This window comes from Massilicoli timonensis (assembly GCF_900199515.1).
GTDB classification, from domain to species: Bacteria; Bacillota_I; Bacilli_A; order Erysipelotrichales; family Erysipelotrichaceae; genus Massilicoli; species Massilicoli timonensis.
Genome location: NZ_LT963434.1, coordinates 613,511 through 629,499 on the forward strand (window position 1 = coordinate 613,511; position 15,989 = coordinate 629,499).

The 15,989-nt window shown below is 45.1% G+C and carries 16 protein-coding genes; 2 read left to right on the forward strand and 14 right to left on the reverse strand.

The genetic code is table 11. From position 1 onward, the window contains the following. Nucleotides 1-58 precede the first annotated feature (58 nt). The 4 genes from C1712_RS05055 to C1712_RS05070 all read right to left on the reverse strand — a co-directional run bounded on the left by C1712_RS05055 (nt 59) and on the right by C1712_RS05070 (nt 5,522). Nucleotides 59-1,936: an ABC transporter ATP-binding protein gene (locus C1712_RS05055; protein ID WP_102267388.1), complete on the reverse strand. Its 1,878-nt coding sequence runs from the start codon at nt 1,934-1,936 to the stop codon at nt 59-61. Then, nucleotides 1,933-3,663, reverse strand: coding sequence for an ABC transporter ATP-binding protein (locus C1712_RS05060; protein WP_102267390.1), 1,731 nt, complete (start codon nt 3,661-3,663; stop codon nt 1,933-1,935). Before C1712_RS05060 ends, C1712_RS05055 begins: the two co-directional genes overlap by 4 nt. Before the next feature lie 54 nt (nt 3,664-3,717). Beyond that, nucleotides 3,718-4,143, reverse strand: a complete 426-nt coding sequence (locus C1712_RS05065; protein WP_102267392.1) for a MarR family winged helix-turn-helix transcriptional regulator — start codon at nt 4,141-4,143, stop codon at nt 3,718-3,720. A 101-nt stretch (nt 4,144-4,244) separates the two neighbouring features. Beyond that, nucleotides 4,245-5,522, reverse strand: a complete 1,278-nt coding sequence (locus C1712_RS05070; protein ID WP_102267394.1) for an AI-2E family transporter — start codon at nt 5,520-5,522, stop codon at nt 4,245-4,247. Nucleotides 5,523-5,715: 193 nt separating this feature from the next. Here C1712_RS05070 and C1712_RS05075 point away from each other — a divergent pair, with 193 nt between their 5' ends. Then, nucleotides 5,716-7,095 (forward strand): ISNCY family transposase, encoded by a 1,380-nt coding sequence (locus C1712_RS05075; RefSeq protein WP_102269713.1) that lies wholly within the window; start codon nt 5,716-5,718, stop codon nt 7,093-7,095. 107 nt (nt 7,096-7,202) lie between these two features. Here C1712_RS05075 and C1712_RS05080 read toward each other — a convergent pair whose 3' ends face one another. The 4 genes from C1712_RS05080 to C1712_RS05095 form a co-directional block, all read right to left on the reverse strand. After that, the gene (locus C1712_RS05080) at nt 7,203-8,234 is read right to left on the reverse strand and encodes an ArsR/SmtB family transcription factor (protein ID WP_102267396.1); all 1,032 of its coding nucleotides are present in this window, start codon (nt 8,232-8,234) and stop codon (nt 7,203-7,205) included. Then, entirely contained in the window at nt 8,231-9,478 is a 1,248-nt protein-coding gene (locus C1712_RS05085) for an MFS transporter (RefSeq protein ID WP_102267398.1), read from the reverse strand. Before C1712_RS05085 ends, C1712_RS05080 begins: the two co-directional genes overlap by 4 nt. Before the next feature lie 167 nt (nt 9,479-9,645). Beyond that, nucleotides 9,646-10,266, reverse strand: a complete 621-nt coding sequence (locus tag C1712_RS05090) for a DJ-1/PfpI family protein (protein ID WP_102267400.1) — start codon at nt 10,264-10,266, stop codon at nt 9,646-9,648. Then, on the reverse strand, nt 10,263-11,825 hold the full coding sequence (locus C1712_RS05095; RefSeq protein WP_102267402.1) for an ATP-binding cassette domain-containing protein: 1,563 nt from the start codon (nt 11,823-11,825) through the stop codon (nt 10,263-10,265). Before C1712_RS05095 ends, C1712_RS05090 begins: the two co-directional genes overlap by 4 nt. A 263-nt stretch (nt 11,826-12,088) precedes the next feature. On the opposite strand from C1712_RS05095, the gene C1712_RS05100 reads away from it, so the two are divergent. Then, nucleotides 12,089-12,490, forward strand: a complete 402-nt coding sequence (locus C1712_RS05100) for a hypothetical protein (protein ID WP_102267404.1) — start codon at nt 12,089-12,091, stop codon at nt 12,488-12,490. Nucleotides 12,491-12,570: 80 nt separating this feature from the next. On the opposite strand, the gene C1712_RS05105 is transcribed toward C1712_RS05100, so the two are convergent. Genes C1712_RS05105 through C1712_RS05125 form a run of 6 tightly spaced genes read right to left on the reverse strand, consistent with a single transcriptional unit; the run spans nt 12,571 to nt 15,985 of the window. Next, entirely contained in the window at nt 12,571-12,879 is a 309-nt protein-coding gene (locus tag C1712_RS05105) for an RnfABCDGE type electron transport complex subunit B (RefSeq protein ID WP_102267406.1), read from the reverse strand. Nucleotides 12,880-12,884: 5 nt separating this feature from the next. Beyond that, nucleotides 12,885-13,061 (reverse strand): hypothetical protein, encoded by a 177-nt coding sequence (locus C1712_RS12645; RefSeq protein ID WP_178200143.1) that lies wholly within the window; start codon nt 13,059-13,061, stop codon nt 12,885-12,887. A gap of 4 nt (nt 13,062-13,065) precedes the next feature. After that, nucleotides 13,066-13,641 carry an electron transport complex subunit RsxA gene (gene rsxA / locus C1712_RS05110; protein ID WP_102267408.1) on the reverse strand — a complete coding sequence of 192 codons (576 nt, stop codon included), beginning with the start codon at nt 13,639-13,641 and terminating at the stop codon, nt 13,066-13,068. Nucleotides 13,642-13,644: 3 nt separating this feature from the next. Next, nucleotides 13,645-14,331, reverse strand: a complete 687-nt coding sequence (gene rsxE / locus C1712_RS05115; protein ID WP_102267410.1) for an electron transport complex subunit RsxE — start codon at nt 14,329-14,331, stop codon at nt 13,645-13,647. Nucleotides 14,332-14,343: 12 nt separating this feature from the next. Continuing rightward, complete coding sequence (locus tag C1712_RS05120; RefSeq protein WP_102267412.1) at nt 14,344-14,850, reverse strand: FMN-binding protein; 507 nt, start codon at nt 14,848-14,850, stop codon at nt 14,344-14,346. Between the two features lies 1 nt (nt 14,851). Further along, entirely contained in the window at nt 14,852-15,985 is a 1,134-nt protein-coding gene (locus C1712_RS05125; RefSeq protein ID WP_102267414.1) for an RnfABCDGE type electron transport complex subunit D, read from the reverse strand. Between the last annotated feature and the right edge of the window lie 4 nt (nt 15,986-15,989).

Here is a 15,989-nt window from a genome sequence, read left to right on the forward strand (position 1 = left end):
CTCTCCTATAAGAAAACAGCGATTGCTGCCCAAAAGCAGTAAACCGCTGTTTTTTTTGTTAATCCAATTCTAACCCTCCGGTATATAACTGATAGTAAGTACCCTTTTCCTGCATCAGTTTTTCATGATTGCCGCGTTCAATGATCCGCCCTTGATCCATCACCATAATGACATCAGAGTTGCGAATCGTCGATAAACGATGGGCAATGACAAAGACCGTTCTGCCTTCCATCAGTTTATCCATACCGTCCTGTACGATCTTTTCGGTACGGGAATCGATCGAAGAAGTCGCTTCATCTAAGATCAAGACCGGTGAATTAGCCAAAGCCGCTCTGGCGATCGCCAATAACTGCCGCTGTCCCTGTGATAAAGCCGCACCATCACCGGTAATGACCGTATCATAGCCATTTTCCAAATAATGAATGAACGTATCCGCATTGGCTAATTTCGCCGCCGCGATCACTTCTTCATCACTTGCGTCACTTTTTCCATAACGGATATTATCGCGGATCGTTCCGGTAAATAAATGCGTATCCTGCAAGACGATCCCTAAAGAACGGCGCAGATCATCTTTTTTGATCAGCTTGATGTCGATGCCGTCATACGTGATCGATCCGCTTTGAATATCATAGAAGCGGTTGATGAGATTGGTGATCGTCGTCTTGCCTGCTCCCGTCGCACCGACAAAGGCAACCTTCTGTCCGCGTTTCGCATAAAGCGAAATATCATGTAAGATCTGTTTATCCGCGTTATAACCGAAATCCACCGCATCAAAGATCACATCGCCTTTTAGCGGCACATATTCCACTTTCCCATTTGGACGCGGATGGCACCATGCCCATTTCCCAGTCTGCTTTTCACAAGGGATCAGCACGCCGTTTTCTTCCTTGACATTGACAAGGGTAACGATGCCCTGATCGCTTTCCGCCGCTTCATCCATCAAAGCGAAGATTCGCTTCGCCCCGGCTGATGCCATGATCACGAAGTTCAACTGCTGGGAAATCTGGGTAATCGGCATCGTAAAGGAGCGATTCAACTGTAAAAAGCTTGCCAGACCGCCAAGTGTCAGCGCCCCGATGCCGTTGATTGCCAATAAACCGCCGATCAGCGCGGTCAGCACATAGGAGATATTCCCCAGATTGCCAAGGATCGGCATTAAGATATTGGCATACTGATTGGCATGATAAGCACTGTCGCATAAGCGTTCGTTGACCTCGTCAAAGCCTTCCTTGGTCGCCTCTTCATGGGTAAACACTTTGATGACCTTCTGTCCTGCCATCATTTCTTCGATATAGCCGTTTACCTCACCGAGATGCTTCTGCTGCGCATTGAAATAAAGCGAAGATTTTGCGGCGATCTTCCCCATGACCTGAAACATGACCGCCGTCATCACGATGACGATCAGTGTCAGATAAGGACTGCGCATGACCATGGAAATAAATACGCTGATCACTGTGATCAGTGAAGAAAACAGCTGTGGAATACTTTGTGAGATCGCCTGCCGCAGCGTATCCGCATCATTGGTGTAAACCGACATGATATCGCCGTGATTGCGTGTATCAAAGTAGCGGATCGGCAGTTTTTCCATATGCGAAAACAGATCGTCGCGAATATTTTTCATCGTTCCCTGCGCCACATTGATCAAGATCCTGCTATACAGATAAGTGGAAAGCACACCGCATCCATAGATCGCTCCCATCATCGTTAATGCTTCTAATAACGGAGCGAAGTCTGCCCGTCCGCTGCTTGCCAACATCGGCGTAATATAATCGTCGATCAAGGTTTTCAAAAACAGTGAGCTTGCGACAGAGGCTAAGGAGCTGATTACGATAAAGAACATCGTAAACAGACAGGCAGCTTTATAATGCTTGAGCACATAAACGACTAAGCGTCCCAGCACTTTCATGCTCGCTTTATCGGCTCTGATCTTTCTCATGCTTCCTCGCCCCCTTTCACCTGTGTTTCATACACTTCCCGATAGATCTTGCAGCGGGATAACAGTTCTTCATGCTTGCCCGCATCCACGATCTTCCCATCATCCATCACCAAGATGCGATCCGCATCCTGCAAAGAAGAAATACGCTGGGATATGATCAGCTTGGTCGTATCCGGAATATCCTCTTTGAACGCTTTGCGGATCAGCGCATCGGTCTTAGTATCGACCGCACTGGTCGAATCATCTAAGATCAAGATCTTCGGTTTCTTCAACAGCGCTCTGGCAATGCACAAACGCTGTTTCTGACCGCCCGACACATTGCTTCCGCCCTGTTCGATATACGTATCATAGCCTTTTGGAAAACGCTTGATAAACTCATCTGCCTGCGCGAGTTCACAGGCTTTGATCAGTTCTTCATCACTGGCATCGGGATCGCCCCAGCGCAGATTTTCTTTGATCGTACCGGAAAATAAGACGTTATTTTGTAAAACGACCGCTACCTGATCGCGCAGGGCGTCAAGATCATAATCTTTCACATTCACACCGCCTACCGACAACGTACCTGCACTTACATCATAAAGTCTTGGAATCAGATTGACAAAGGACGACTTTCCACTGCCCGTACCGCCCAAAATACCGATCGTTTCCCCGCTTTTGATCGTAAAGTGAATATCCTGTAAATTCGGTTCTGCCTGGTCGTTGTTATAAGCGAAATCCACATGATCAAACACGATTTCGCCGTTTTTCACTTCTTTGACCGCATGCGGCGGCGATACGATATCGCTGGTTTCATCCAGCACTTCATCGATTCTTCGTACAGAAGCTAACGACATCGAAAGCATGACAAAGATCATCGAAAGCATCATGAGCGACATCAAGATCGTCGTCGTATAAGTGATCATGCTCATCAGCTCACCGGTCGTAAGCGTACCGCCCACGATCATCTTCGCACCCATCCAGGAAATAAAAATGATGCTTGCATACATGCTCAACTGCATGGCCGGCGTATTGAAGATCAAAATATTTTCCGCTTTCTTAAATAAGCGATAAATATGGTAAGAAGCACTTTTGAATTTCTCGATTTCATGTTCTTCCTTCACATAGGCTTTCACGACCCGCATATTCGTAATATTTTCCTGTACGCTGGCATTGAGATCATCGTATTTGTCAAACACATACAGAAAGATCGGATGTGCGAAACGCATGATCACGATGAGGACGACCCCCAGAAAAAGGATCGCATACAAAAAGGTCATCGAAAGTTCATGATTGATCACAAAAGTCATCGTCATGGCACAGATCAACGAAAGCGGCGCTCTGACACACATTCTGAGCACCATCTGATAGGCATTCTGCACATTGGTCACATCAGTCGTCATACGCGTAACCAAGCCTGCCGTCGAATATTTATCAATGTTGTGAAAAGAAAACTCCTGAATGTGATGAAACAGCGCTTTACGCAGATTCTTAGCGAATCCCGCAGAAGCATAAGCCGCATATTTCCCTGACATCGCACCGCAAAACAAAGAACCAAATGCCGCGATCACCATGATCCCGCCATAAAAAAGCACTTGCTTCATATCCCCTTTCGCAACTCCTTTGTCAATGATGAACGACATCAAAAACGGCAAAGCGATTTCCAGCAATACTTCGCCGACCATAAACAAAGGCGCAAGAAAAGAAGCGAGTTTATATTCTTTTACTTCTTTCAAAATTCTTTTGATCATCTAAACACTCCTTCCCAAATTTAATAGCACGCTATCTTTTAAGCGATGAAAAAATCAACTGTGCTGATGCAAGATCTTTTTCAATAACCGTTGCAGTTCATCTGCTTCTTTTTCGCTGAGCGAAGCGATCAGCTCCTCCTCCGCTTCACGAAACTTAATCTGTAACTGCTTGTCGATTTCCAGCGCTTTTTCCGTTACCACGATATTGCGCACCCGCGCATCGCTTGGACACTCCACCCGCTCGATCAAGCCTTTATGCTCCAAACGGTTGAGAATCCCGGTAACAGTCGGATTCGACACATCCATCTCCCGCTCAATATCTTTTTGATTGACTTCCTTTTGCGCGCGCTTTGCCTCAAACAGATAAATCAAAGAAAAAGTCTGGCTGGCTGTCAGATCGAATTCCTTGAAGATCTGATTTAACTGCATCTGATGAAGCAAATTCGCTTGTTTCAACAAAAAGCCGATGTGTCGGCGCATGGCGCTCCCTCCTTTAATAGATAGCACGCTATTTATTCTACCATAGATCCTGACTATGTCAAGTCATAAAAAAGGTTTCACCATAACGATGAAACACCTTCTTACTGTTCTTGTTCTTCACTAAAGGCAAGCGGATCAAAAGGCAACTCTTCCTCTTCCTCATAATCAAAAGGCGCTTTTTCCGCTTCTTCCTTTGGAAAGATCACTTTGTCATGATCGACCAAGATCCGTTCTTTGGCAAGGCGTTGATTTACCAATTCCGCGAAAAGCACATAGAGAAAAGCCGCTGTCGGCACCGCCGTGATCATGCCGATAAAGCCAAACAGATCGCCGAATACAAAGATCGAAAGCAGCACCCAAAGTCCCGGCAGTCCCACGGAATTGCCCACGACCTTCGGATAAATATAATTATCTTCGATCTGTGAAAGAATCTGGTAATAAACGATAAACTCCAGCGCCTGCAATGCATCCTGTGATAAGATCATCACCGCCCCGATCGCCATTGCCAGCATCGGTCCCAGTACCGGTACGATCGACATGACCGCGATCATCGTAGCGATCAGTTCCGCATAAGGGAAGTGAAACAAGCGCATCGTCGTATAGTATAAGACACCCAAAATACATGCCTCCATCAGCTGGCCGCTCACAAAGCTCGTAAAAATGCGGTTTGCCTTGGTGCCGCACGCCAGTACAAATTCAGCCTGCTGCCGCGGCAATAAGACGACGATCAGTTTCTTCCCCTGACGAATAAACTTCTCTTTGCCGGAAAGCAGATACAGAGAAAACATAAAAGCCGTAAACCAAGTAAAGAAAGTCGAACTGAACGCCATAGCATTGTCCATGATCCCGCTGAAGCTGTTTGATAAAAACGCCACGGCATTGGAGATCACACTGCTCCATGACATATCCAGAAATTTCTCAACGCTGGCGATATCCTGCACTTGAAAATCAATGTGCAGATAAGCAAGCACCTCATCCAGCGAACGGACGACGCCGTTAAATAAAGCCGGCAAATTTTGAAACAGCTGGATCAAAGAATCCACCAGACTTGGAATGATCAAAGAACCGACAACGATCAAAACGACCAGCGCCAAGATCAGTGTAAAAAAGATCGCGATGCCGCGTACGCGCTTATAGAGAAAGCCGTTTTTCGCAAAGCGTTTTTTCATCAATCGTTCCAGTTTGCGCATCGGTATATTCAAGACAAAGGCGATACCGATCGCATAAAACAAGGAGCGAAAAAGTGCCAAAAATGATAAGAACGCCGCCATGATAAACGAAAAGCGAAATAAAAACACCGTCAGCAGCACTGCATAAGTAATCAGGATGATCCACAAACGCAAGTCTTTCCACGTCTGCGTATTGGTAACTTTTTTCATCTCATCACATCCAATCTTTTTTTATTATAGCATAAATCGCAAGGAACCCAAACCATTCCTGAAAGAAAGCGATGATCTTATATGAATCGAAAATGATAATGTCTTAATGAAACGGAATTGAATTTGTCCCAAAAGTGATATATGATAAACCTTTCGTGAAAGAGAGGTTAATATGAGAGAGGTTGTATTAAGAATGAAAGAACAATATAAATATGAAATTATTAAAAAATTAGTTGATACCAACGGAAACAAGAAAAACGCTGCTTTGAAATTGCATTGCACGATCCGTACCGTGAATCGTTTGATTCTGTTATATCAGAATGAAGGAAAAGAAGGTTTTATCCATAAGAATAGAAACAGGAAACCTTCTACTACTATTCCTGAAGATACAAGACGTAAAGTGATCGATCTGTATCGTACTAAATATCACGATGCCAATTTTACTCATTTTTCTGAACTCCTTTTGAAGAATGAGAATATTTCTGTTAGTGATTCTACTATTAAGAAATGGTTATTTGATGAAGGGATCCTTTCTCCTAAAGCAAGAAAGAAAACGATCAAAAAAATGAAATCTATCTTGAGCGAACATAAGAAACGATCAAATTCTAAAAAAGAACTGGTTAAGATCGAGGAAAAACTTGAACGCTTAGATAGATCTGATGCTCATCCTCGCCGTCCTCGTTGTGCTTACTTTGGTGAATTGATTCAGATGGATGCCTCTCCTCACCTTTGGTTTGGTGATACCATCTCTCATCTTCATTTAGCGATCGATGATGCCACCGGTATGATCGTGGGTGCTTATTTTGATCGTCAGGAAACATTAAATGCTTATTATCAAATTACCTACCAGATACTCACTGCTTATGGCATCCCTGCTAAGTTCTTCACAGACCGTCGTACTGTTTTTGAATACAAAAGAAAAAACGCATCTTCTGATGAAGAAGACACGTTTACACAGTTCTCTTATGCCTGTCATCAATTAGGGATCGAATTAGAATGTTCAAGCGTTCCGCAAGCAAAAGGGCGTGTAGAACGCTTGAACCAAACCCTGCAATCTCGTTTGCCTATTGAGCTTAGACTTGCAGGTATTTCCACCATAGAGGAAGCCAACGAGTTCTTAAACTCCTACATAAAAGAATTCAATGACATGTTCTCTCTACCCTTAAATAATACTAAAACAGTATTTGAAAAGCAACCAGAGAACACAAAAATCAATCAAATCTTAGCTGTATTGAGTACACGTAAAATAGACAACGGTCACTGTATACGCTATAAGAACAAGTATTACATACCTGTTACAAAAAATGGAATCAGGACATACTTGAAAAAAGGTACTACAGCCATGGTCATCGAATCCTTTGAAGGAAGTTTATATGTCAATATTCTTGATCAGCTTTTCGTTATGGTAGAAATTCCTGAACATGAAGAACTATCTAAAACTTTTGATGTACAATATGAGAAACCTAAACAAAGAAAGTACTATATACCGCCTATGTCACATCCTTGGAAACATGCTTCTTATCTCAATTATGTGGCAAAACAAAAGCACCGAATGAACGGTGCTAATGTTTGACTTTTTTTGGGACATTTTCATTTTCGCTTGACACCATTCCTGAAAGAAAGCGATGATCTTATGTAAAAAATGGCAGGAGAGATTCCCGCCACTCTGATTATAGTATTTTATTGTTTTGTAAAATACCGTTTTAACTGCTCGATCGTATGATCGATCATATCCTGCTGGAGCACATAATAGACCATCTTTCCCTGCAGCATGCTTCCCACAAAGCCGTTTTGATATAACTGCCCTAAATGGTGGGAAATCGTCGCCGTTGTAAGCGATAGTCGTCTTGCCAATTCACTTTGATAGGCGGGACCTTCTTTTAAGATCATCAAGATCGCAAACTTCGTCGGATCCGCTAACATCTTCAGATGCTCGCTCATCTGCTCTTCATCAAAATCACTCGGAATGAAGAAATCGACTGCGCAAAGCAAAATACCGATATAACATACGATGTCGAGGCGATCGCCGCGCTGGGTCCCCTGCACATTCGCCATATTGCAGGCCGATAAAGAGGCAATGACCGGCATATCTTCCGCTAATGGAAAGCCAATGCGCTTTAACAGGCGATCATATGCTTCCTTGGTGTGCAGAAACTGATCTAAATAAGCGTATAGATGTCGATGCGCATCCATGATCGGCGCAATTTTCACTGCTACTTCTTCCATGGTCGCAAGAAAATCCTTGATCCAGCGTTCATGATCCTGCAAGATGGTAAGCAGCGCAACTTTCAATTCATTTCTGCATTCACAATATAAGACATAATGGATCGGATCTTGGATCTCCTCATTCAAAGAAAATACCGCCTCCAAAAACGCCTTGCCCCGATCTTTTTCAAAACCGGTCAAGATACTGGATAAATCCCGGCTGCCGGTAATATCATAATACACATAAAACAAGGAATGTAACAAATACTCATTGCCTTTTTCATCATCGTCATCAAGAGGCAGATAAAAGGGATTCTCTTCATGCAAAGTGATCTTTGCACAGGCATCCATCATTTCGATCGCCGGTTGAAACAGCGTTTCGATCAGTTCTTTTTCCTGCTGCTTAGATAAGATCGACGCCAATGTTTTACGGCAGTCATCTTTTACCACCTTGCGAAATACCACGCCAAAGGCTTCTACATAAAGATCCGGATTCAGTTTTTTCATGCTTTCCCTCTTTTCTCATCAAATGCGTCCAGTACCTTCCCGGCACCGCTGATCGCAAAGATCAATATCATCATAACAGCAAATATCCCAGTAATAAAGAAAATTGTCGGAATTTCAATCAATTGCAGCACCCCGGCGATCAGAAACGACAATACCGGCATGATGACCGTTCCCACTGAATTAAAGACCCCGGCAGCCCGAGAAAGATAAGCCGGTTCCACCACTTTCACAAACATCACATTGATAAACGCGCCCATGATACCGCTGCAGAGACCTTCGATCAAAAACAATATGATCCATGCACCGAATAACGCCCACTCATTTAGATGAGACAAAAAACTGAGCGATAAATAGAAGATCGCCAATCCGCTGAAGGGGATCCACATAAACATAAACGACGGCTTGAGCTTCATTGACAGCTTCGGATAAAAAAGCATCGTTACCAAGCTGCATACCGTAAGAATGATGTTTGCGATCGACATATAATTGGCAGAGGCGTGAAGCGTTCCACTGATAAAGGCAGCGGCAACCGAGCTGAATACCGCGTTGAGTGAATTGACCAAGACCGCACCGATAATAAAGATCAGAAAAGCATGATTTTTACCCAAATAAAGGAAGCCGCCTTTGAGATTTTTCCAGTAATTGTTGGCCGCAGTCGTTTGATCGATGATTTCCTGCAAACGGATCAAAGCGATGAATAGCGCTGATAAAAAGAAGGTCGCACAGTCGATCATCATGGCAAGCACCGGCGAAACCGCTACCAGTGCACCGCCGGCAGCCGTCCCCGCCAGCGTACAGACCTGTGAACTTAACTGATTGAAGTTGATACCGGCATCCTGTTCTTCTTTTGACAATACAGACGGCAGAAAAGCGACTCCTGCCGGTACCCGAAACGCTTCGATGGAATTGACGACAAAGGTAAATACGACAAACATCCATGCCGCCAATAGATCCAGTTGATGCAGGGCGATGAAAAACGCCAGACAGATTCCTCTTGCCAGATCAGCATAAATCATGACCTTGCGCTTTTTCAGCTTATCGACGATCGGCGCAGCCAAGGGCTGAAAGATCACGGTCGGCAGCATATTGGCCGCAAACACGATTGCCGACAAAGCGGCGCTTTGGGTAAATGTATAAGTCAGCCAAGTAAAGGCGATGGCATCAATACTGTCACCAAAGCGATTGACCACATTGGCCAACAGTAAGCTGCGATAATTTCGGTTCTTCCATAATAAACGATACATTTTGCACCTCCATAGACGTCCATCAACTATATAATTAGATTGATATCTATATACAGTATAGATAATCGTTTGATGATTGTCAATGTTTTTTTTAGAAAATTATCAATATATTTATTAGATAACTATCTAACAAATAATTTTTTTGCTTAATCACCTGCTTCACCTTCTCAGCGCCACATCTTACGCAGTTCATCCTGTTCATAACTGCGCAGCTGCAAGGTTTCTTCTTTCCCATACCAGCCCGGATGCGGCGTACAGCCGACCATTTGTGCAAACAATAATCCAAAGGCGACAAAATACCCGCCTACGGTCGTGATCAGATTGGGTTCAACCCGAATACGCTGCTTTGTGTGATCCAGATCATGCACATCAATGATCGCCTCCAGTTCCTCCTTTCGGAAATACCCGGCTTCCGTCAGCTCTGTTTTATCAATACCGGCGATCACCTTGCGCGTTCCCAGCACCCCTGCTTTTAACAGCAGCAAGGGCGATGAGGAAATTGCGCCGATCGGCAGCGAACGAAAGGACCTCACAAAGGCAAGGATCGCTTCATCATCGATTACCTCAGTTAAATTCATACACCCCGGCAGCAATAAAGAATCAAACTCTTCTATGCGCAATTCATCCAGCAGCTGATCTGCTTTGATATGCAGTCCCTCCTCACTGATCACCACTTCTTTTTTAGCGAACACGACGATTTCTTTGCCACATTGGTAAAGCGCTGATAAAGCAACGCTCATTTCATAATTACTGCATAGATCATATACTAACACTGCGCACTTTTTCATGATCCTTCCTCCTCATCCAACAGTTTGGCTACCGTTGTTTTTACTAATCTTCGCTTATGGACGACATAAGCATCCTGAAATACCTGTTTGATCAAATAGCGGTCATGGCTGACGCAGATGATGCAGCCGTGATAATCCTGTAACAGCCGATGTATGATCGGCTGAGAGAGCGGCGACAAATTACGAGTCGGCTCATCCAGCAGCAGCACATCACAGTTTGCCAATACCAGTGATGCCAAATGCAGCTTCGCTTTTTGTCCATCGCTGAGCGAAGCGACTGCATGTTCCATTTCCTCTGCGGTAAACTGTAAGCTGCCCAGCAGATCACGTGCCCGCTGCATCACTTCTTTTTCCTGTTTATGACAAAGCATGTCTAAAACAGTGCCGTTTGGAGCGACGCCTTCCAAATAGTGCTGCGGCATATATCCGACTTTCAGATCATCGCGCTGCTTTAAGCACTCATGCAGAAACCGCAGCAGCGTCGTCTTGCCACACCCGTTATCACCGACGATCACGATGCGCTCTCTTGCATAGATCGCAAACTGTTCCAACACCAGCAAAGGCCGATCTGCCAAAGCGATCGTTCCGCTATAAGATATGATACATTTATCCTTTGGCAGCGGCTCCTTTTCATCAAAAAACAAACAAATCGCTTCCTGTGGGGTATCCGCCTGATGATAGCTTTTTTCTTCGATTCGCTTGATCTGCGCATTGACCGTGTGCATCTTTGATTTCAAACGCGCCGCAAGATAGGGCTGCTGTCGGGAAATTTGATTCTGCGCCGATCGAACGGCATTGGCGATGTCATTCATCCTTGTCATCTGTTTTCGATACGCCAGCTTTTCATTATGCGCAATCTGTACTTCTTTTGCATAAGCGCTTTGTCTTTGACTTCGATAGGCATCATAGCTGCCCTTAAATAACGTATGACGGCACTTGCTTTGGCGATTCACCTGCTCTAAATGCAGGATCTGATTCGCACATTTTCGCAGCAGCCATTCATCATGAGAAATAAAAATACATGGAATTTCTAATTGTCTGATCCAATTCTCCAGCCATTTGATCGTATTGAGATCTAAGTCATTGCTCGGTTCATCTAAGCATAACAGCGTGCAGTGTGTCATCATCAGCTTCAACAGCTGCAGTTTCACCTTTTCTCCGCCGCTCAATGATTCCAGCCTTGTTTCTTCATATAAAAAGGAAATCTTACCATTCATCTTGATCCATAACCGCTCTACTTCCGGCAGTTGGTTATAGCGATGCATTTCGATTTCCGCTTCCGGTGTTTCTTTTAATAAATAATCCAGTATGCCCTGTCCTTCCCAGCCATCTGGGAAATGCTGCGGCAAATACGCGATTGCTTCATCGCATGCGATCTGCCCCTGCACATCAATGTAATCTGTATCTTCCTGACAAATCAATTTCAGCAGTGTTGATTTTCCGTTCCCTTCTTCTCCGATGATCGCCAAACGATCATGGTTGGAAACAGAAAAAGATAGATCATGAAATAATTGTTTTCCATCACTTTTCGTAACGGTAAGCTTTTGGACTTGCAGCATCAGCAACACCTCTCTTTCCAAATGGAGAGGGCATGACAAAAACCGGTAAATAGAAACATGAGAACTGTTCAACCGAAATTCTTATCATTATTTGCTGTTCATCGCTGCACCTCCTTTGATTGCTTTCATTATAGCACTTGCCTTTTTCTCTGACAAGGGCTTTCAAAGCGATTGTTTTCCTCTTCAGAAGCGACAAATTTCGCTTTGATATTTACAGATGACCGGCATTTCCCTTATAATGATGATAAGAGATGAGGGATGTTATGCGCAACTATGACAAATTTCAATTATGGCTGCGAGATTTAATTTATCGCATTTGCGATTATTTGATCTATATTTTAGTTTTTTCGATCTTTATTGCGATCATCATGACGCTGTTTGCTTTGCCGGATCAGCTGCATGCCTTATTGGATTTCAGCTCCGAATCACTGATCGGCTTTCTGCAATATGCGATCAATATGCTGATTGCGGTAGAAATGATCCATGTCGTATGTAAGCCTTCTTTAGACAGCGTCGTGGAAGTATTGATCATCGCGGTTACCCGTGAAGTCATCATCAATCACTTCTCCACGCTGGAAACGCTGATTGCGATCTTATCGCTTGCCGTGCTGTTTCTGATCCGCAAGTTCTTATTCATCAAGCAGATCGACAAAGAAGAAGCATAAGATTGCTTCATTCACCTGCTTAACAGAGAAAAAGCATCTTGACTGGGTATGAACCCTTGACAAGATGCTTTTTTATAAACTTAAGGCTTTACTTTACAGCAGGTGCCATCCGGCCCCGGTGTAGTATTCAAATATTCGGCAATCGCCGTTTTTACTTCCGGTTTGCTTGGCTTGCACAGGGAAACACTTGCTACTTCGCCATTTACCAAAGCCTCCGCAAGTCCCGAGCATCCCGCATAGCCGCATCCGCCGCAGTTATAGTTCGGAAGCATTGCCGTTACTTTTTCAACACGCTCATCGACTTCCACTTTCAAAAACTTATCGGCAACTCCAAGTCCCAAACCAAGCACTGCACCTAATATGATCATTACAATAATTGTTGTTACCATCGTCTTTACCTTTCCTCCTCCAAATCATGTGAAGGATGATTTGCACAAGATGTAATTCGGCATCCCGTACATTCAGCCTTTGCATTCTCACAGCCTTCCGGTACGGGGGTCTTATGATTGAGATAATAAAGCAGCGCATAAATACCGCCCATTACCGCAAATAGCAGCACCGCATAGATCATAGCTCTATACCAGTCCCGCCAGACCGCTGAATGCAATTGCCATGATACCGGCAACGATCAATGCGATCGGATTGCCCTTAAAGGCTGCCGGCGTTTTCGCCGCATCCAAACGCTCCCGAATCGTTGCGAAAATATAGAGCACCAACGTGAAGCCGACCGGGATCGCGATCGAATACGTCAACATTTCCACAAAGTTATAGCCCTGCTTGATATTTTCCAACGCTACATTCAAGACCACACAGTTCGTCGTGATCAAAGGCAGGTAAACGCCCAAAGAGCGATACAGTGCCGGACTGCTCTTCTTAATGATCATCTCTGTCAGCTGCACCAAAGAGGCAATGACCAAAATGAAGGTAAGCAGATCCATATAAGTGATTCCCAGCGGATCTAGCACCAAATAGTAAATACCATACGTTACGATCGACGCAACGACGATGACGAAGATGACCGCCACGCCCATCCCGATCGCCGAGCTTGCTTTTTTGGAAACGCCCATGAATGGACACATGCCCAAAAACTGACTCAAAATGACGTTATTGATCAATACGGCAGTAATAAACATCGTAAATAATTCAGTCATTGCTTACGCCTCCTTTGCGGCTTTTTTCAGTGCCGCTTCCGCTTTCTCCTGTTCTTTCGCTTTTGCTTCTAAATGATTTTTATAAGCTGCCACACCGGCTGCCAAGATCGCAAATGTGAAGAATGCGCCGACCGGCTGCGAGAACATGCTGATGACATATTCGGCAGGAATGATGCGAATCTCAAAGATCATCTGCGTCATGTCAAACGGATTGGCGAAATTCAAGACGCCGGTTGCTAAAAGCTGACGAATTGCCGACATGACCAGCAGCGCAAACATATAGCCGATGCCCATGCCCAAGCCGTCTAATGCGGAATCGAAAATATTGTTTTTGCTCGCAAACGCTTCCGCCCGTCCTAGGATGATGCAGTTTACGACGATCAGCGGAATAAAGGTGCCTAGCGCCGTATCCAGTGCTGGTGCATACGCGGTAATGAGCATCTGAATGATCTTTACCAGTGCTGCGATGATCACGATATACACCGGAATACGAATTTCATTTGGCGTAATGTTGCGAATCGCCGAAATGATCATGTTTGACAATACCAGCACCACGATCACCGCAACGCTCATACCGATCGCATTGTTTAGCGTCGTCGATACCGCCAGCGTCGAACAGATTCCTAAATATAGTGAGAATACCGGGTTTTCACGAACAAATCCCGCAGTAAAATTTTTCATACGGTTCATCAGATCACCCTCCTACTTCAAATACTCGTCCACATAAGCGGCTGCTTCATGAATACCTTCTACGACCGGTTTAGAACTAACGGTCGCACCGCTGATCGTGTCGAGTGGTTCATTCGCTTTTTTGCCTTCCAAAGAAGCCTTGAAAGCATCTTCCGTTACCTTCGTGCCGATCCCGCTCGTATCACCGTTAGAGATCGCATGATATTTCAGCAAGTCGCCTTCTGTATTGATGGCTACCATAAAGACCGTACCGTCCTTGTAGCCCGCTACCTGCATCTTAAAGATATAAGTCGTGTCATCGACCTGAAAGATCTTCTGGATCGTCTTAGAGTCGCCCTTTAGAGCAACGGACTTAAAATCGGAGGCTTCCGGATATAAGATCTTCAGTGATTCTTTTTCCGCTGCCAGTTGATTTTTCTCAATGATCGGCGTCGTCAGATCGTTGGCAAACGCCAAGGCGCCGCCGGCAACCGCTGCCACGACTGCTAAAAAGATCGTCAAATGTAAAATCTTTTTCATATCACAGCACCTCCTGCACAGTGGTCGTCTCTGCGGCAAGGGCAAGCGATTCCGCCTTTTCTTCCGCGCTTTCCATCACATTGCCCAAAAGCGCCGCCAAAGCGATGCCCAGCACTGCCAGCACAGCGGTAATCGTATAGGCTTTCTTGCGCATGCGCACCTGCTGTCCATCTAACGCCCGTTCGATCAGCGGCGTCAGCATGTTCATAAGCAGGATCGAATATAAAACGCCTTCCGGCAAATTGGCTTTGACACGGATCAGCATGGATAAGATCCCTGCGCCTAATGCAAAGATCACTCGTCCCTGTGCCGCAGTCGGTGAAGTAACCGGATCGGTCAACATAAATACCGCGCCAAACATTACCCCGCCGCTGCATAAATGGAATGCCACATACAGCCATAATTCTTCCACACCGGCGCATAAGCCAAGCACCAATGCCATGAGCGCCACTGTCATCAAATAGATGAGCGGTACCCGCCAGTCAATGACCTTGCGGATCGCCAAGATCACACCGATGATTAGAAGCAGCGCCGTACAGGTTTCGCCCATGGCGCCCGGATACCAGCCGATGAACAGATCCCAGATGCTGCCGACCCGCTCTAATAAAGCGTCAAAAGATGCAGAAGTCGTAGGCAGCCAGTTATAGGTGTTTGCCATGACCGTTGTCGGAGTAGCGCCGGTGATCGCATCAGTGGTCGCACCCGCGAAGCAGGCAAAGATCACCGCGCGTCCCATCGCCGCCGGATTAAAGATGTTCTGACCGAAACCGCCAAACAGCAGCTTGCCGAAAAAGATCGCACAGAATGTCGCGACCCCGATCGCAAAAGGCGGCGTATTGATCGTACACATCAAAGTCAAGATCATCGCCGTGATCCAGCCAAAGGAACTGCTTAAATAGCGCAGGACCGGCTGCTTTGTACAAAGCGCCCAGACACCTTCCGTAAGCAGCGCCGTTCCCAGTGAAACCGCAAGCAGCAATACCGCCTGCAGCATACGTTCCAGATCATAGCGCGTATAATAATAAAACAATGTAAATACATATACTGCACAAAGTGCAATCATCAACTCTAACATAATTCGTTTGGTGCTTAACTTTTGACGTAAGTTAGGTGATGCGTGATAAATAAATTTCATCTGT